We start from the raw sequence: 16352 nt of genomic DNA, 5'->3' as shown, positions 1-16352 counted from the left end.
CACCCGCGGATCCGGCCGGATCCCGGCACCCGGGCGCCGGCCCTCAGGCGGGGGCGTTGACGTCTGGTGCGGGGGCGGGCGCGGGATCGTCGCCCGGCGACTTCGCGCCGCCGGGTCTCTTGCGCTTCAGGCGTGGGGCCAGGAGGTCGCGGGCGGTGCCCCAGATCCCCTTGCGGAACACCAGCACGATGACGATGAAGATGCTGCCGGTGACGATGCCGATCCCATCGAACTCGGACGTCGACAGATAGTCGTTGAGCTGGACCACCAGCGCCGCGCCGATCACACCGCCCCAGAGGGTGCCGATGCCGCCGAGCACGACCATCATCACGGCGTTCCCCGAGGTGGTCCAGTAGACCTCCTGGAGCGAGGCGAACCCGTGGCTGATGGCGAACAACCCGCCGGCCAGCCCGGCGAGGAACGCCGACAGCACGAACGACAGCAGCCGGTAACGGTCGACCGGGTAACCGAGCGCCCGGGCCCGCGACGGGTTGTCGCGGATGGACACGAGCACCCGACCGAACGGCGACCGTACGATCCGCCAGGCCAGCAGCAGGCCGAGCAGGACGATCGGCAACCCCACGTAGTAGAAGACGAACGAGTCCGACAGGTCGACCCCGAACATCTCGCGGGGGATGCCCTGCAACCCGTTCTCACCGCCGGTGACATCGCGCCACTGGTTGGCGATGAAATAGATCATCTGGGCGAACGCCAGGGTGACCATGGCGAAGTAGATGCCGCTCAGCCGTACCGCGAGATAGCCGATCGGCACCGCGATCACCGCCGCGAACAGCGCCCCGCCGAGCACCGCCACCGGGAACGGCAGGCCGACGTGCACCGCGAGCAGCCCGGACACGTACGCGGAGCTGCCCCAGAACGCCGCGTGCCCGAAGGACAGCAGCCCGGTGAACCCGAGCAGCAGGTCCACGGACACGGCGAACAGCGCCCAGCAGGCGATGTCCATCGCGATCGGCGGATAGATCATCCAGGGCAGCGCCAGCGCCAGGAAGAGCCCTATGGCCAGCAGCAACCTGCCCCGCGCCGAGCCGGCCAGCAGACGCAGAATCACAGCGCTTCCTCTCGTCCGAACAGACCGGCGGGCCGCCACAGCAGCACGGCCGCCATGAGGATGAACACCAGCGTCTGCGACAGCGCCGGAACGTAGTAGTTGCCCAGCGCCGAGACCAGCCCGATCGTGAAGCCGGCGGCGACCGAGCCGAACAGCGACCCGAGCCCGCCGATCACCACGACCGCGAAGACCACGATGATCAGATCGGCCCCCATGAGCGGGTTGACCGCCCGCATCGGGGCGGCGAGGACCCCCGCCAGCCCGGCCAGGGCGATGCCGAAGCCGAACACGGGGGTCACCCACCGGCCGACGTCGATGCCCAGGGCCCGCGTCAGCTCCGGCCGCTCGGTCGCGGCCCGCACGACCATCCCGACCCTCGTACGGACCAGCACGAACCACACCAGCAGGCAGACCAGCACCGACACACCGAGGACGAACACCTGGTAGGCCGGGTAGGTGAAGAGCCCGAGGTCGAGCGTGCCGGACAGCGCCGACGGCCGCGGATACGGCTGGGACTGCACGCCGTACTCGCGCTTCACCAGGTCCTGCAGGATGAGCGTGAGCCCGAACGTGAACAGGAAGTTGTACAGCGGGTCCAGCGGGGTCAGCCGCCGGATGAAGAGCCGCTCCAGCACGATCCCGACCACGCCCAGCGCGACCGGCACCACCACGAGCGCCGCCCAGAAGTTCACACCGTAGGAGTCCAGCAGGACGTACGAGGTGAACGCGCCGAGCATGTAGAAGGCCCCGTGGGCGAAGTTGACCACGCCGAGCATGCCGAAGATGACGGACAGGCCCAGGGCGAGCAGCGCGTAGAAGGCGCCGCCCACCAGGCCGTTGAAGGCCTGTTGCAGCACATGGACCTCTTTAGAACTTGCAGGCGGGGTTGGCGGGCTGGAAGGCCTGGTCCGCCGGGATGGTCTTCAGGATCTTCTCGTAGTCCCAGGGCTCCTTGACCTCACTGGCCGGCTTGACCTCGGCGAGGTAGGCGTCGTGCAGGAGCAGGTGGTCCTGGGCGCGGATGGTCCCGTTCTTGGCGAACACGTCGTTGACCTTCTGGCCCTCGAGGTTCTTCACGATCTCGTCGGCGTTGTCGGTGCCGCCGCGCTGGAGCGCCTCGAGGTACTGCGTCGCCGCGGAGTAGTTGGCGGCGTGCGCGAAGCTGGGCCGCTTGTTCGTCTTGGCCTGGAACTTGTCCGCCCAGGCGCGGTTCTCCGGGTTGGCGTTCCAGAACCACGCCTCGCTGAACTTGGTGCCGGCCAGCGCGTCCGAACCGAGCGAGTGGATGTCGGTGATGAACATGAGCCCGACGGCCAGGTCGATGCCCTTGTCCTTCAGCTTGTACTCGTTGTACTGCTTCACCAGGTTGACCAGGTCACCGCCGGCCTGCATGGCGCCGAGCACCTGGGGCTTCGGGCTCAGTCCGGGGGCCTTCAGCAGGAACGTCGAGAAGTTGTCGTTCGGGAACGGCGTCGGGTCGGCCTTGACGATCTTGCCGCCGGCCTTGGTGATCGCCGAGGTGAAGCTCTTCTGCATGTCCTGCCCGAACGCGTAGTCCGGGTAGACGAGGTACCAGTTCTTGCCGCCGTCCTTGGTGACGGCGTCACCGGTGCCCTGGGCGAGCATGTACGTGTTGTAGCCGTAGTGGAAGGTGTACTTGTTGCAGCTGGCGCCCTCGAGGGCCGTGGTGGCCGCGCCGATGTTCATGAACACTTTCTTCTTCGACTTCGCAACGTTGGCCACGGCGAGGGCGGCCGCGGAGTTCGGGACGTCGAGGATGATGTCGGCGCGCTGCCGGTCGTACAGTTCCTGGGCCTTGGAGTTGGCGACGTCCGGCTTGTTCTGGTGGTCGGCCGTGACGACTTCGATTTCCTTGGCGGCGGCCTTGTCGCCGTACTTCGCCTTGTAGTCGGCGACCGCCATCTTGACCGACTCGATGCTGGCTTTGCCGGACAGGTCGGCGTAGATCGCCGACTGGTCGTTCAGAACCGCCAGCACGACCTTGTCGTCGCTGATCTTGCCGCCGCCTCCGCCGGGTCCTCCACCGCAGGCCGCGAGCACCGCTCCCGTCACCGCTACCGCGGCCGCCTGACCAATGCGTTTCATGTTGGCTCTCCTTCAGATTCCCAGGTATTCGAGAAGCTCGTTCTCGCGGGCGCGTACCTCGGAGTTCTCCAAGGTCTCGACGATCCGGCCTTCGGCCAGCAGGTAATGCCGGTCGGCCACCGTCTGGGCGAAGTGCACGTTCTGCTCGATGAGCAGGACCGTCACGCCCTGCGACTTGACATCGCGCAGAATGGAACCGATCTGCTGGACGATGAGCGGGGACAGGCCCTCGGTCGGCTCATCGCACAGCAGGAGCCGCGCGCCCATCCGCAGGACGCGCGCGAGGGCGAGCATCTGCTGCTCGCCGCCGGACAGCTTGGTGCCGGGAGACCGGCGGCGCTCGCGCAGGCGCGGGAAGGTCTCGTACACCTTGTCCAGTGACCACGGGTCCGGGCCGACCGCGGGGGGCAGGGTGAGGTTCTCCTCCACGCTGAGCGTCGCGTAGATGCCGCGGTCGTCGGGCACGTAACCGAGCCCGCGCTTGGCCCTGCGGTGCGCGGCGTGGCCGGAGACGTCGTCGCCGAGGAATTCGACGACGCCCGACGACCGGCCCTCGTGCAGGCCCATGACATTGCGCAGCAGCGTCGTCTTACCGGCGCCGTTGCGGCCCACGAGCGTGACGATCTCGCCCTTGGCGACCTCGAGCGACACATCACGCAGCACCTGCGCCTCGCCGTACCAGGCGGACAGACCGTCAATGCGCAACATCGGCGTCTCCCAGGTAGGCGCTGATCACACGGGGGTCGTGGCGGATCTCGGCGTAGGGGCCCTCGACCAGGACCTGGCCGTGCTGCAGGACCGTCACCTGGTCGGCGAGGCTCGAGACGACCTTCATGTTGTGCTCCACGAGCACGACCGTCCGGCCCTCTCTGACCTGCTGGATCAGCCGTACCGTGCGGTCGACGTCCTCCAGGCCCATCCCGGCGGTCGGCTCGTCCAGCAGCAGCACCTTGGGGTCGAGCGCGAGGGCGAGGGCGAGTTCGAGAGCGCGCTTGCGGCCGTACGCCAGGTTGCCCGCGGGCATCTCGGCGTGATCGGCGAGCCCGACCTGGTCGAGCAGCTCCAGCGCGCGGTCGCGGTAGCGGGCCAGCAGCCGGTCGGACCGCCAGAACCGCCAGCCCAGCGGGGTGGGACTCGCCAGCGCGAGCTCCAGGTGCCCGCGCGCGGACATCTGCGGGAAGAGGCTCGTGATCTGGAACGAGCGGGCCACGCCGTGCCGCGCCACCTGTTCGGGGTTCTTGCCGGTGAGATCCCGCCCGCCCACGGTGATCCGGCCGGTCGTGGGCTTGAGGAAGCCGGTCAGCAGGTTGAACAGTGTGGTCTTGCCGGCGCCGTTCGGGCCGACGAGCGCGTGCACCTTGCCTTCGGCCACGTCGAGGTCCACACCGTCGACGGCCCGGAAGCCGCGGAACTCCTTCGCCAGACCCCGGGCCGTCAAGATGGGGGCCGTCGTCATGCGCCCTCCTGCCATTTCATGGGGGTGACCCGGTGATTACGAAACGAGCACCGGGGTGGTTGTCGGGGAACGCTAGGTGGCCGCCGACGACCGGGCCATGTGATGACAACACATATTCGATGTTTCATCTACAGGTGCGGCCCACACCAAGATCCGGCGGAGTCGCCGCCACATCTCGTGACCCGTCGATATGTGGGTCGGCCACGTAGGAAGACGCCCGCCGGTTTCCGTACGGTCCGGCTCGACTGGCTTTCCGGGAACAGGGGCGGAACAAGTATGGACAAAGTGGTGACGTCGCCCGCGGCGGCGGTGGCCGAAATCTCCGACGGCTCGTCGCTCGCCGTCGGCGGCTTCGGGTTGTGCGGCGTGCCCATGGAGCTCATCGAGGCCGTGCGCGAGAGCGGACGCACGGACCTGCGGGTGGTCTCCAACAACTGCGGCGTCGACGACTGGGGCCTCGGCGTGCTGCTGGCCGAGGGCCGCATCACCCGCATGACCAGCTCGTACGTGGGTGAGAACAAGGAGTTCGCCCGGCAGTACCTCGCCGGCGAGCTCGAGGTCGAGCTGGTGCCGCAGGGCACTCTGGCCGAGCGGCTGCGCGCCGGCGGCTGCGGCATCCCGGCCTTCTACACGCCCGCCGGGGTCGGCACCCAGATCGCCGACGGCGGGCTGCCCTGGCGGTACGGGCCGGACGGGTCGGTCGAGGTCGCCTCCCCACCGGGCGAGGTACGCGAGTTCGGCGGCCGGGAGTACGTGCTCGCCGAGGCCATCACGACCGACTTCGCACTGGTGCACGCCGCCCGTGGCGACCGGCACGGCAACCTCGTCTTCCACTCCTCGGCGCGCAACTTCAACCCGCTCGCCGCCATGGCCGGGCGGATCACCATCGCCCAGGTCGAAGAGGTCACCGAACTGAGCCCCGACGAGATCCAGCTGCCCGGGATCTTCGTCGATCGAATCGTGCCCGTGGGCCGGCCGGCCAAGAGAATCGAAAAGGCGACGACACGGCCCCGGCCCACGGGCACCTCCACCGGCGGTTCCGATGGTTCTGACGCGTTCGACGCGTTCGACGCGTCCGGCGCTTCGGTGCGGGAGGTGCACTGATGGCGCTCACCCGTGAGCAGATGGCCGCGCGCGCGGCCCGCGAGCTGACCCCGGGTTCGTACGTCAACCTGGGCATCGGGCTGCCGACGCTCGTGCCGGGCTTCCTGCCGCCCGGCGTGGAGGTTGTGCTGCACAGCGAGAACGGCATCCTCGGGGTCGGCCCCTACCCGTACGAGGGCGAGGAGGACCCCGACCTCGTCAACGCGGGCAAGGAGACGGTGACGGCCCTCGCGGGGGCGTCGTTCTTCGACTCGGCCCTGTCGTTCGGCCTGATCCGCGGGGGGAGGCTCGACGCGGCCATCCTCGGCGGCATGCAGGTCTCCGGTACCGGCGACCTCGCCAACTGGACGGTCCCCGGAAAGATGATCAAGGGGATGGGCGGGGCCATGGACCTCGTGCACGGCGCCGGACGGGTCATCGTGCTGATGGAGCACCTCGCGCGTGACGGCTCGTACAAGATCGTCAATGAGTGCTCACTGCCGCTGACCGGACGCGGCGTGGTCGACCAGATCATCACCGACCTCGCGGTCATCGACGTGACGCCCGAGGGCCTCGTCCTGCGCGAGGTCGCGCCAGGCGTCACCGAGGACGAGGTGCGCGAGGCGACCGAACCCACCCTCATCACCCGCTGAAGATCTCGAGGAGAAGCCCCATGCCCTCCCTTCGCAGAACGCTCGCCGTCGCGGCGGCGCTGGCGATCGGGACGTCGCCGCTCGTGGCGGCGTCCGCGACCGCCGGGACCTCCGGGTCCACGGTTCATGGGTCCGGCGGGCACTGTGCCCGCATCGACCGCATCACCGTCCCCGGCGCGGAGAAGCAGGTGTCGGCCTGCCTCGACGACCTGACCACCGCCGGCACCACGGCGACCGGCCACACCGTGCCCGGCGACTGGGCCGGCCTGCACCCCGCGGGCGCGAAGAACCCGTCCGGCGTGCCCGGCGTCCAGCTCGACGGCTACTTCCCGGACACCTCGACGTTCAACACCAACAACGGCTGGAACCACGACGCGCAGTTCGTGATCCGGCTGCCCGACAACTGGAACGGCGGGCTCGTCGTCGCCGGCTCGCCGGGAACGCGGCGCCAGTACGCCAACGACTTCACCATCTCCGATTGGGCTTTGGCGAAGGGCTACGCCTTCGCGTCCACTGACAAGGGCAACAGCGGCGCGGCCTTCTACCGGGACGGCACCCGCCCTGGCGACGCGCTGGTGGAGTGGAACGACCGCGTCACCCAGCTGACCGTGGCCGCCAAGGCCCTGGTCGCCCAGCGTTACGGCCGTACGCCGAAGAAGACGTACGCGGCCGGCATCTCCAACGGCGGTTATCTGGTGCGGTGGCAGCTCGAGAACCGGCCCTGGCTCTACGACGGGGGCATCGACTCCGAGGGCACGCTGTGGCGCGCCGACGGGCCCAACCTGCTCACCTACCTGCCGGACGCCCTGGCGGCCTACCCGCGCTACGCCGCCACGGGCGACCCGGCGGCGCATGCGGAGCTGCTCAAGGCGGGCTTCGCGCCGGGGTCGGAGTTCCTGTGGGACTACCACCACAAGGTCTACTGGGACCTCACCCAGCGGATCTACCGCGAGGAGCTCGACCCGACGTTCGACGGCGCGACCGAGGCCGGCACCCCGTTCTGCGCTCCCGGCACCCCGGCGTGCGACGCCGACTACGACTACGCCTCCCGGCCGAAGGAGGTGCGCCGCGCGGTGGAGCGCATCGCGCTGACCGGGAAGATCCGCAAGCCGCTCATCACTCTGCACGGCACCTTCGACACGCTCTTGCCGATCGGCACCGACTCCGACCTGTACGCCAAGATGATCAAGCAGCGTGGCGGCGCGAAACAGCACCGCTACTACCGGATCGAGGCCGGCAACCACGTCGACGGCCTGTACGACATTTATCCGGACCGGCTGCGGCCGATCCTGCCCTGCATGCGGTCGGCGTTCACCGCACTCGAGACCTGGACGGCCGGCGGTCGCACGCCGCCGCCGAGTGCCACGCTGCCGCGACCGACCTCGGGGGACCTCGCCAACACCTGTTCGCTGACCGGCTGACCGGCCCGGCCGTCCGGCGGACCCCTGAGGGAAGGGGCTCCGCCGGCCGGGCCGACCGGCCGATCTCGCGGACCCACCCCGAAAGGAAGAGGTCAGCATGAGATCCGCACTCCGCCGTGCCGCGGCCACCCTCGCCGCCGCCCTGACGCTCACCGGGCTCGGTGCCGTACCGGCCCCCGGGCTCGACGCACTGTCCGGTACCGGGCTCGGCACCGTGATCGGGGCCGGCCCGGCCGGGGCGGCGGTGCCGCCGCCGACTCCGGGCTCGCTCACCAGGCACACCATCAGCGGCGTCTACGCGGCCGGGGTCTCCTCCGGCGGCTACATGGCGACGCAACTGCACGTGGCCTACTCGGGTACGTTCCGCGGCGCGGGGATCTTCACCGCCGGGCCGTACGGATGCGCCCAGGGCAACCTCACCACCGCGCAGCTGGCCTGCATGAACAACCTCTACCCGATCAACGTCGCCGGCCTGGAGCAGACCACCCGTACCCGCGCCCAGCAGGGTCTGATCGACCCGGTCGCCAACCTCGGCGGCGACAAGGTGTGGATCTACCACGGCCGGGGCGACGCCACGGTGAAGGAGTCGGTGAACGACGCCCTCGCGGCGTACTACGGCGACCTCGGCTCGAGCGTCTCCTACAACAAGACCTCGCAGGCAGGACACGCCTGGGTCAGCCCGATCGGCCCCAACCCCTGCAACGCGAGCTACACCCCGTACATCAACAACTGCGGCGACGACCCGCAGCGGTCGATGCTGACGCATCTGTTCGGCTCGGTCGCCGGGCCGGCGTCGGCGCTGAACGGCAGGCTCGTGCAGTTCGGGCAGAGCGCCTACGCCCCGGGCGGCAGCGCGAGCTCGATCAGCATGGGCGCGAACGGGTTCGCGTACGTGCCGGCGAGCTGCGCGGCGGGCACGAGCTGCAAGCTCATGGTGGCGCTGCACGGCTGCTTGCAGGGCTTCGAGAACGGAGCGATCGGCAACAAGTTCATGGACAAGGCGTATCTGAACGAGTACGCCGACACCAACGCCATGATCGTCCTGTATCCGCAGGCCACCGCGTCCAGCTGGACGGGAGGCAACCCCAACGGCTGCTGGAACTGGTGGGGCTACGGCGGCGACACGTCCTATGACGTGAAGGCCGGCAGGCAGATGCAGGCCATCGTCGCGATGGTGCGGGCGCTGGGCGGCTAGCGGTTTTGAGCGAGACGATCAAGGATCGGGGCACCCAGGGGTGCCCCGATCCTTGATCGACATCCGGTCAGACGGTGGAGCGTGGACGCGTCGTCGATCGAGCTCGGCGCGTTGTGAGGTGCCGGGTCGCCCGTGTTCGCATTTGATCAAGCATCGTCGTACCTGGGGCGACCACGATCCTTTGACAGCCGGGTGTCGGGCGGGCTCGCACTGGATCAAGGATCGGGGTACCTGGAGCTGCCCCGATCCTTGATCGTCAGCGAGGGTGCCGCACCGTGTCCGCGTCTTGGACAGGTCGCCGACGCCTCGAGGGACCCGCCTGCTGTTGATGGAGATCGGGACACTCGGCGCGCGGTCCTGGAGCTGTTGACGATCAAGGATTGTGGAGCTTCGCGTGTTTCGATCCTTGATCGTCAGCCGGTGGAGGCGTCGTAGTCGAGTGCGTCACAGCCTGGTCCGCAGCGCCTCGGGGTACCGGTCCAGCCTCGCTGGCGGAGGACGAAGGAGACCAGGGCGGCGACCCGGCATGGAGCTTCGACCACGTGGCTCCATCCGAAGCGCAGTGGTGCCTCGCCGCGGGCGACGGTCAGGTTGTCCCGGTCCATGTCGAGCCATCGCAGCTCGAAGGGGTGAGTGAACCATCCGTCGAGCTCGACGGCGGTGCGGTAGTCGCGGTAGTCCAGGTCGCGGTAGGAGCTCCTTGTCGCTGACCTGCGGACTCGGGTCTGCCGGGTCGCACGAGGGAGCCCGTGCGGCCGTTCGACGTACCGGACATATCGCAGCTCCAGCAGGGTGTGCGCCCCGGCTCCCACCTCCGACAGTGCGGAGGTCAGCTCGGCCCGCCATTGCATCCACCCACGTTGTGACATCGCGGTCAGTAGTCGATCAGGCGTCGTGAGCCGTCGCTGACACGCTGTGGCCATCCAGGCGATCGCCTCGTCGAGGCCGCGCCCGCGAGGCGCCTGTCCGTCACTCGCGCCTTCGTCGTGAACACCCAGGGCATTGCGACGCGCGCGTGCGCCGATCTGGGTGAGGTCGAGGGCGGTCTCCTCGATGCGCGTGCGTGGCGGCTCTCGCGTCGGATGCCGGGCCGCCGCCAACCGGCTGGAATAGTGCACGCGGATCGACGGCGGTGACCACCGCTCCCGCTCGGCCGCTAGGGGCCGTAACGTCACGCAACGATCGGAGGGAATCGTGACGTGGACCTCCGGCCGGGCGTCCTCGGTGAGGCCGTCCAGCTCCGCTGCCGTGTGGTGACTGAGCACGGCGTCCCGTCCGGCACGCAGGACGGCGGCCCACAGCAGGGCTCTGCGGGATGGCGGCCCGCTGAAGGCGGCGTAGACGCCGGGGTAGATCCGCTGCCATCGACCGCCGTTGACGCGGGCCTTGAGGGCTCCGACGGTCAGCCCACAGGCCAGCGCCTGCCATCGGGCGACCACGCCTTCCTGCCGCGCCAGGACCTCATCGAGCATCCCTCCATCGTGCGACCCCGAGCGGGGCGTGTGGGGAGCGGCGGATGAAATGTGGACAACCGCGATTCGATCAAGCATTACGGCACCCCTGGCTGCCCCAATGCTTGATCGTCTTCTGTTCGCCGGGTGACGAAGCCGCGATGTGACCAGTTACAGGTCGAGTGACCCGTCCTTCACCCGGGCCAGGAAGGCCCCCCAAGTCCCGTCACCAAAGGTCAGGACGGCGCCGTGGGGATCCTTTGAGTCCCGAACCCCTACATAACGTCGTTTGAGCCCGGCGACCTCTACGCAGTTGCTCTGACTGGCACTCCGTGTGCTCTTACGCCAGACGTCTTCCGAGTGATGATTACCGTCCATACGACACCTCCGGACGAATCGTCTAATCAGAGCTTATCGATCGTCTCAGAGATGAGTCCCTCCGACGCCGAAGGAGGCAGTGCCAGATTGGCGAGGCGCTCGAAGGCCTGTACATGCTGTTGGACGCCATCCTCATCCTCGATGTACGCGTCGCTACTCATCAGCTCAACATGAGCCACATCCAGGCTCGGCAACCGTAGAACCGTAAAAGCTCCTGAGATGCCTGGATGAGGCTGATCGGTGAACGGAAGGATCTGCAGGGAGATGTTCGGCCGGCCGGCGCACTCACGCAGGTGAGCAAGCTGAGCCCGGAAGGCATCTCGCCCACCGAGACGGTTCCGAAGGGCCGCCTCACCAAGTACAACGCGAAGCATCGCCGGCTCATCTCGGGTCAGAACGGCCCTACGGCTCATCCGTACTCCGACGAATTCGTCCAGCTGTTCAGCGCTCGGCTCCCAAGAAGCCAATGCCGCAGCACGCGCGTAGGCGTCCGTCTGAAGGAGCCCAGGTACGATCTGGACTTCATAAGTCCAGATCTCCCGTGCCGATGCCTCGAGTCGGATCAGATCGATGTACGACGGCGAAAGCACGTCTCCGTGTTCGACCCACCAACCCCGACGCTCCTGCTGGATCTCAGCTGCGACAATCATCAGCCTCTCGCGGAGCCGGGGGTCTTCAACCCCATACGCGTCCAGGATCGGCGGGACATCGCGAGGCGGAATGGAGACGACCCCGTTCTCGATCCGACTCAGCGAGGCCGTGGACCGTCCGACCTGCGCCGCCGCATCAGATAGCAGGGTGAAGTCGGCCTGCTGACGAAGCTCAGCGAGCTTGGCTCCAAGCCAGCGCTGTCGCAGTGATGGCGTATCCGCGTTCACGTCACCTCCCGTAGCGATGCCGTCACCAGTGTGTCGGTCACCATCCGCTCAGGCAATCAGACGCAGCGTAATTTTTCGCTGCGTACCGCTTGCGCTCGCAGCGATACGTCCGCACTATTGAGCAGCACAGGGATCGCGCAGTGAGGTCATATGAATACAGAGAGCAAAAATACGACATTGTGGCGGGCCGCCTGGGACACCACATCGGCGACGCCCACCCCCGGGAAAGAGCCGGGACAGCCCTGAGTAGTCCCGCACATCACCTCCATACTCCGGCGGGACGGCTTCCCCCTCGCTCCGTCTCGCCGGTTCGACGCCGTGGCCCTGGGGGTGATTCACCGGCCTGGCCGTCCAGGGCCACGGACCCCTCTAATGGCAGAGGAGCCAGAACATGACGACGCTCACGAGCGCCACCCACCTCCCGATCCCGACCGACGCGATGTGCTGGCGGCGGTCGTTCGCCGGCCGACCGGACCAGGCGCACCTTGTCCGGCAATTCGCGACAGTGCTGCTCGGTGACGGCAGCCTGACGAACGACCTCATACAGGTCCTGGCCGAACTTTTCGCGAACGCCGTCCGGCACACGCACTCCGGCAGCCCCGGCGGGCTCGTCCTCATCCAGATATGGAGCTGGCCCGACGGTGCGGCCGTATCGGTCACCGACCAAGGAGGAGCCGACCACCCGCAACCGACTCGGCCCGAGCCTTTCGCCGAGAGCGGCCGTGGGCTTCATACGGTCGCCGCGTACGCGACCAGCTGGGGTTGGCATGGCAGCACCCATGGCAGGACCGTCACCGCGGTCTTCATGGCATGAGCGACGAGCCAGACCTGCTGACCACACTCGACGTCGCCCGTATCTTCAAAGTGGCCCGCTCGACAGTCGTAGGCTGGGCATCACGCGGACTGATCGAGTACACCCGCACGCCAACGGGCCGCCTGCGCTTCTACCGGGAGTCGGTGGAGCGATTCTTGGAGCAAGAACGACGAAATGTCGGCGGCTGAACCTCCCGATGGGCCAGCACTTCGCGTTGACCTCAGCATGGGCTCTTGGCAGGCCGCAATCGATCAGTGAGCGGATGACCGGACGACGGGCTCAGTTCCGCATCGGGTGCGACCGCGCTTGTTCCGTAGCGTGCGACTCCCTGCCATTATCGGATCTGTGCGCCGCATCAGCATCACCCTCATCGGAACCGGCCTTGCTGCGATCACCGCCTGTACGTCGGGTTCCGGCAGCCCTGCGACGAGTCCAACGCCGGTCCGCCGTCCGTTGGCCTCGCCCGGTGAAGTGATCGCGGTTGCCGGGAATGGGCGAGAAGGCACCAATAGAGGGCAAGCGTTGGTCGCAGGCATCAGCCGACCACTTGCTTTGGATGCGACGAAGAACGGCGATCTCCTGTTCCTCAGCGCATCCCAGGCATCAGCGATAAACATGGTCAACGCTGACGGAGTAACGCTGCCCTATCCATCTAAAACCGCCCAGCAGAAAATGATCAACACTATAGGCACTCCGCATTCTTCGTTGCTCTTGCCGAATAATGACTACCTTATGCTGAATTGGGTTGGCGGACTGAGCGTAGTTCGGCAGGATGGCACCGCGCAGTACCTAGGTGCTCTGGCACAACAAATGGGCACCGAATATGGGCAGTTGGCCCGCGGCCGTCAGGGTGCCCCACTCGTCGTGGCGGCCGGACATCTTTACACACTCTCACTAAGCGGCAAACCAAGACTCGATCGAGTCAAGCTTCCCATGCAAGTAGAAGGGAAGGCTGAGGTCGCAGTCGCAGTCGCAGGCCAGAGTCAGGGAACGTTCCTGATAGCCACCAAGGCTGCCGTCGTTGCAGTGCATGATGGGTCGGTTATTCGAACGTGGAAGATCCGGTCGACAAACGACCCTCACGACAGCATCCCCACGTCGCTTGCCCCTGATGGCAGCGGGGGGGCATGGGTCGGTATCTCTGCGGCCGGTTTGGGATACATCACGCACCTCCGGCGAGACGGGGCCGTGCGTGCTGTCCTTAACAGTGCCGGAAGCGACTGCACGGCATCCCCTCCGCCGCAACCTCAGCAGCAAACCCGAATCGCCAAGGAATTTCCGCTACGCCGTCCCACTGCGTTGCTGATCCATAATAATCAGCTATATGTGGCAGATAGAGATTGCAGTCGAATTGTGGCACTAGGGCTACCCATCGAATGAGTGCGGTTACTGCGGGGTGCCGGTCTTGTCGACCTGCAAGCTTTCATTAAAGGCTTTTAGTATTCGATCGCCGTATGCGTTTATCGTCTTCGTGTGATTTCCAGCGAACACGTCAAGGTTGGTTCGCTCGTCAGAACCCGATTCGGTGGTATCGCCAGCTGGTGTCACCACACCGTTTTTCAACCAAGTGGCATCTGCTGGAGGTTCGAGCCTACCGGCGTTGATCAGACCTTGAATCACAAGGTTCCGCGTACGTGTACGGGCGTCACCGATGGAAGCCTGATTCACCTGCCGAGCTAGATCCTCGTTTCCGGTGAACAGGATGCCCCCCTTGTTCTTCTGGGCTTCGCTCATCGTGACGTCCATGAACGGCTGCGTGTGGTCAACGAGTCGCTGCGTCGCCTGCAACCCCACGTGCTCCTTGTCGATGTCCTTGCCGTAGCCCACGGTCGGCAACTGGCCGAAGTAACTCACTGCTACATCGAATGCTGCTTTACGGATCTTAGCCTGCCGGTCCCTTTCTTGAGCACCTTCTAGGCGTTGCGCGTTCTCCGCAAGTTGTCGGGCGGCTTGGAGCCGCCCGACAAGGGAAACCAGATCTTGGTCGCCAAGCTTACCCTTAGACTGGAGAGTGACTCCTGTAACGGTGAGTGCATCAGTGATGCCTTTGAAGTAACCCAAATCCTTCGGATCGATGAGGACTTTCTGCAGGAAGGTCTGAACGTACTGCGGGTTACTCAGTGTCAGCCAATACTCGTCATCAGGTTGTGTAATGTTTGCTGCGCCGTTGGACGTATTGGCAGGCGCAACCGAGCGCATCAGATCGTGGCCGTATGCTCCAGCGATCTGCGTGAGAGTGTGACGGGTCTGGGCCGGGATGACGATCTTTACCGACTCGCGGCGATCTGGAAGCTTGCTGACCGCGTCCAAGATGCTGGCGAATGATTGCGCCGCCATGCGCATATCGTCGGATCCGCCCCGCTTCGCAGTGGTGGCCGCCTTCAGGAATGCGTTGACCTGTGGCTCGAGGTCCTTGCTGGGGTGACGCTCCAACCACAGTGGATCGATGAGGTCACCCGCCGCGCGGGCCGCACTCGCAGGGTCCTTGTAGTTTCCCAATGACAATCGTGCCGCGGTTCCGTTCTCTGTAGCGCGCTTGAGCACTGGGATGACCGGGTCCCATTGAGCAACGACTTGCTTGACCTTTGCGGGATCGCGACTGGCGATCAACGCATCGGTCGGATTGAGTCCTAGATCCAGAGCCCACTGTTCAGTGTCGTTGAAAGGCTTTCTGAACGACTCATACGGTGGGCGGGGAGGAGGATGTGGCATGTATGCTTCGCGCTGCCGGCGGCTCCAGGCAAGGATCGAATTGGTCATCCCTGCAAGGAGCTCCGGATCCCACTCCTTGCCTGGCGGGCCGAACTTCAGCAGCATCGCCGATGACCACATGTCCACGCCCTGACTCTTGCTGAGAGCGTCCTGGGCGTGCCGGTTCAGCACCTTCTTGCGGCTCGCTGCGGCAACGGCGCTACCGAAGTTCGCAACGATCTGCTTGTCCTTGCTGTCGAGGATGGTCTTCCGGACCGGATCGTCATCCTTGTGCTGCCCGCGGAGCGTAATGGCGAGCTTGCCGATCGAGCCGGCGGGCACCGCGTCGAAGAACGTCTTGAGGTACTTTCCGTCTTTACTGTTCTCCTGTAGCGATTCGCCGATGTCCGCCAGCGCCGCCTGTGATCCCTCGGACGGGTGCTCCAGATTCTTGTGGTACGCCTGTGCCTGCAGCTTGGCGAGCTGTTCCATCTCAGAGCGCCCGAACCGGTGGGCGTCGGGAATCTGGGCCAGCCCACGGTTCATCACGCCGAACATCGGGCTGACGTTGTCGTCGGCCAGGGCATAGTGGATCCGCGTCCGCATCTGGCGGGCCTGGTCGTAGCACCATGCGGCGGTGCGCTTGCACTGAACCGTGCTCACGTCATGTGGGCCGGCCGCCGACAGTAACGCCTGGATACGACTTCCGTGCCGGGGGAGCGCCTCAGTGGCAAGACGCAGGGTCGACTCCAACTGCCGCAGCCCGTTCGGGGACACCGATGCGATCCCATTGGACAACGCGGGTTGAGGGGTTACGCGCGGTATGTCCGGCGGGTCGAGGACCATGGCCAGATCGTTGAGTGCCGCCACCGCCCTCAAGACGCGCAACATCATGAGGCCCAGTGACCGGTTATGGCCTTGGAGATCAGTGGTGAAGAGGCCGGCCGAGCCGCCCTGCCAGACCTGTGGGCTCATGAGGCGAGTGACATCCGTCATCCGACCGCGAATAGCGTTGAGTTCGGCTTGGACCGCCTGCACGTCCACCTTCGTACCGGCCATGCCGCACGCGCCCCTTCCACCCGTCCGACCAGAGGTAGCGCATCAGGGACACAGCGTCAACGGCGTGAGTAAACCCTCGGGTCAATGCGCATCGGACA

Annotated in this window: 16 protein-coding genes; 7 read left to right on the top strand and 9 right to left on the bottom strand. The window is 66.4% G+C overall.

Features of this window, described 5'->3' with window-relative positions:
* Positions 1 to 43: 43 nt before the first annotated feature.
* The 5 genes from HKK74_RS06390 to HKK74_RS06370 are packed head-to-tail and all read right to left on the bottom strand — an operon-like array spanning position 44 to position 4631.
* Positions 44 to 1069 carry a branched-chain amino acid ABC transporter permease gene (locus tag HKK74_RS06390; RefSeq protein ID WP_222721937.1) on the bottom strand — a complete coding sequence of 342 codons (1026 nt, stop codon included), beginning with the start codon at positions 1067 to 1069 and terminating at the stop codon, positions 44 to 46.
* Entirely contained in the window at positions 1066 to 1926 is an 861-nt protein-coding gene (locus HKK74_RS06385) for a branched-chain amino acid ABC transporter permease (RefSeq protein WP_187242137.1), read from the bottom strand. The genes HKK74_RS06390 and HKK74_RS06385 overlap by 4 nt, the downstream gene beginning before the upstream one ends.
* Positions 1927 to 1936: 10 nt before the next feature.
* Entirely contained in the window at positions 1937 to 3175 is a 1239-nt protein-coding gene (locus tag HKK74_RS06380; protein ID WP_187242136.1) for an ABC transporter substrate-binding protein, read from the bottom strand.
* A 12-nt stretch (positions 3176 to 3187) separates the two neighbouring features.
* Positions 3188 to 3883: an ABC transporter ATP-binding protein gene (locus tag HKK74_RS06375; protein WP_187242135.1), complete on the bottom strand. Its 696-nt coding sequence runs from the start codon at positions 3881 to 3883 to the stop codon at positions 3188 to 3190.
* Positions 3870 to 4631 (bottom strand): ABC transporter ATP-binding protein, encoded by a 762-nt coding sequence (locus tag HKK74_RS06370; RefSeq protein WP_187242134.1) that lies wholly within the window; start codon positions 4629 to 4631, stop codon positions 3870 to 3872. The genes HKK74_RS06375 and HKK74_RS06370 overlap by 14 nt, the downstream gene beginning before the upstream one ends.
* A 276-nt stretch (positions 4632 to 4907) precedes the next feature.
* Between HKK74_RS06370 and HKK74_RS06365 the strand changes: the two genes are divergently transcribed.
* The 4 genes from HKK74_RS06365 to HKK74_RS06350 all read left to right on the top strand — a co-directional run bounded on the left by HKK74_RS06365 (position 4908) and on the right by HKK74_RS06350 (position 8983).
* The gene (locus HKK74_RS06365) at positions 4908 to 5735 is read left to right on the top strand and encodes a CoA transferase subunit A (RefSeq protein ID WP_187242133.1); all 828 of its coding nucleotides are present in this window, start codon (positions 4908 to 4910) and stop codon (positions 5733 to 5735) included.
* On the top strand, positions 5735 to 6367 hold the full coding sequence (locus HKK74_RS06360) for a CoA transferase subunit B (RefSeq protein ID WP_187242132.1): 633 nt from the start codon (positions 5735 to 5737) through the stop codon (positions 6365 to 6367). Before HKK74_RS06365 ends, HKK74_RS06360 begins: the two co-directional genes overlap by 1 nt.
* A 20-nt stretch (positions 6368 to 6387) precedes the next feature.
* Entirely contained in the window at positions 6388 to 7788 is a 1401-nt protein-coding gene (locus tag HKK74_RS06355) for a 3-hydroxybutyrate oligomer hydrolase family protein (protein ID WP_187242131.1), read from the top strand.
* 97 nt (positions 7789 to 7885) lie between these two features.
* The gene (locus HKK74_RS06350; RefSeq protein WP_187242130.1) at positions 7886 to 8983 is read left to right on the top strand and encodes an extracellular catalytic domain type 2 short-chain-length polyhydroxyalkanoate depolymerase; all 1098 of its coding nucleotides are present in this window, start codon (positions 7886 to 7888) and stop codon (positions 8981 to 8983) included.
* A 413-nt stretch (positions 8984 to 9396) separates the two neighbouring features.
* On the opposite strand, the gene HKK74_RS06345 is transcribed toward HKK74_RS06350, so the two are convergent.
* From HKK74_RS06345 to HKK74_RS06335, 3 genes are all read right to left on the bottom strand, one after another.
* Positions 9397 to 10455 carry a hypothetical protein gene (locus tag HKK74_RS06345; RefSeq protein WP_187242129.1) on the bottom strand — a complete coding sequence of 353 codons (1059 nt, stop codon included), beginning with the start codon at positions 10453 to 10455 and terminating at the stop codon, positions 9397 to 9399.
* A gap of 150 nt (positions 10456 to 10605) precedes the next feature.
* Positions 10606 to 10812, bottom strand: coding sequence for a DUF397 domain-containing protein (locus HKK74_RS06340; protein ID WP_187242128.1), 207 nt, complete (start codon positions 10810 to 10812; stop codon positions 10606 to 10608).
* 26 nt (positions 10813 to 10838) lie between these two features.
* Positions 10839 to 11690, bottom strand: a complete 852-nt coding sequence (locus HKK74_RS06335) for a helix-turn-helix domain-containing protein (protein ID WP_187242127.1) — start codon at positions 11688 to 11690, stop codon at positions 10839 to 10841.
* A gap of 391 nt (positions 11691 to 12081) precedes the next feature.
* Between HKK74_RS06335 and HKK74_RS06330 the strand changes: the two genes are divergently transcribed.
* From HKK74_RS06330 to HKK74_RS06320, 3 genes are all read left to right on the top strand, one after another.
* Entirely contained in the window at positions 12082 to 12504 is a 423-nt protein-coding gene (locus HKK74_RS06330; protein WP_187242126.1) for an ATP-binding protein, read from the top strand.
* On the top strand, positions 12501 to 12692 hold the full coding sequence (locus tag HKK74_RS06325; protein ID WP_187242125.1) for a helix-turn-helix domain-containing protein: 192 nt from the start codon (positions 12501 to 12503) through the stop codon (positions 12690 to 12692). The genes HKK74_RS06330 and HKK74_RS06325 overlap by 4 nt, the downstream gene beginning before the upstream one ends.
* Before the next feature lie 157 nt (positions 12693 to 12849).
* Positions 12850 to 13884: a hypothetical protein gene (locus HKK74_RS06320; protein ID WP_187242124.1), complete on the top strand. Its 1035-nt coding sequence runs from the start codon at positions 12850 to 12852 to the stop codon at positions 13882 to 13884.
* Between the two features lie 6 nt (positions 13885 to 13890).
* On the opposite strand, the gene HKK74_RS06315 is transcribed toward HKK74_RS06320, so the two are convergent.
* A complete protein-coding gene (locus HKK74_RS06315) occupies positions 13891 to 16254 on the bottom strand; it encodes a hypothetical protein (protein WP_187242123.1) in 2364 nt (787 codons plus the stop codon).
* Positions 16255 to 16352 lie beyond the last annotated feature (98 nt).

This window comes from Actinomadura alba (assembly GCF_014323705.1).
In the GTDB taxonomy this organism is placed as follows: Bacteria; Actinomycetota; Actinomycetes; order Streptosporangiales; family Streptosporangiaceae; genus Actinomadura_C; species Actinomadura_C alba.
The sequence above is the reverse complement of the archived record's forward strand: the minus strand, read 5'-3'. Positions and strand labels throughout refer to the sequence as shown.

What these genes read in the sequence shown, in the direction of transcription:
- HKK74_RS06375 (WP_187242135.1), bottom strand. Translation starts at nt 3,883, where the DNA reads ATGTTGCGCATTGACGGTCTGTCCGCCTGGTACGGCGAGGCGCAGGTG.
- HKK74_RS06350 (WP_187242130.1), top strand. Translation starts at nt 7,886, where the DNA reads ATGAGATCCGCACTCCGCCGTGCCGCGGCCACCCTCGCCGCCGCCCTG.
- HKK74_RS06315 (WP_187242123.1), bottom strand. Translation starts at nt 16,254, where the DNA reads ATGGCCGGTACGAAGGTGGACGTGCAGGCGGTCCAAGCCGAACTCAAC.
- HKK74_RS06325 (WP_187242125.1), top strand. Translation starts at nt 12,501, where the DNA reads ATGAGCGACGAGCCAGACCTGCTGACCACACTCGACGTCGCCCGTATC.
- HKK74_RS06365 (WP_187242133.1), top strand. Translation starts at nt 4,908, where the DNA reads ATGGACAAAGTGGTGACGTCGCCCGCGGCGGCGGTGGCCGAAATCTCC.
- HKK74_RS06330 (WP_187242126.1), top strand. Translation starts at nt 12,082, where the DNA reads ATGACGACGCTCACGAGCGCCACCCACCTCCCGATCCCGACCGACGCG.
- HKK74_RS06360 (WP_187242132.1), top strand. Translation starts at nt 5,735, where the DNA reads ATGGCGCTCACCCGTGAGCAGATGGCCGCGCGCGCGGCCCGCGAGCTG.
- HKK74_RS06345 (WP_187242129.1), bottom strand. Translation starts at nt 10,455, where the DNA reads ATGCTCGATGAGGTCCTGGCGCGGCAGGAAGGCGTGGTCGCCCGATGG.
- HKK74_RS06370 (WP_187242134.1), bottom strand. Translation starts at nt 4,631, where the DNA reads ATGACGACGGCCCCCATCTTGACGGCCCGGGGTCTGGCGAAGGAGTTC.
- HKK74_RS06380 (WP_187242136.1), bottom strand. Translation starts at nt 3,175, where the DNA reads ATGAAACGCATTGGTCAGGCGGCCGCGGTAGCGGTGACGGGAGCGGTG.
- HKK74_RS06340 (WP_187242128.1), bottom strand. Translation starts at nt 10,812, where the DNA reads ATGGACGGTAATCATCACTCGGAAGACGTCTGGCGTAAGAGCACACGG.
- HKK74_RS06355 (WP_187242131.1), top strand. Translation starts at nt 6,388, where the DNA reads ATGCCCTCCCTTCGCAGAACGCTCGCCGTCGCGGCGGCGCTGGCGATC.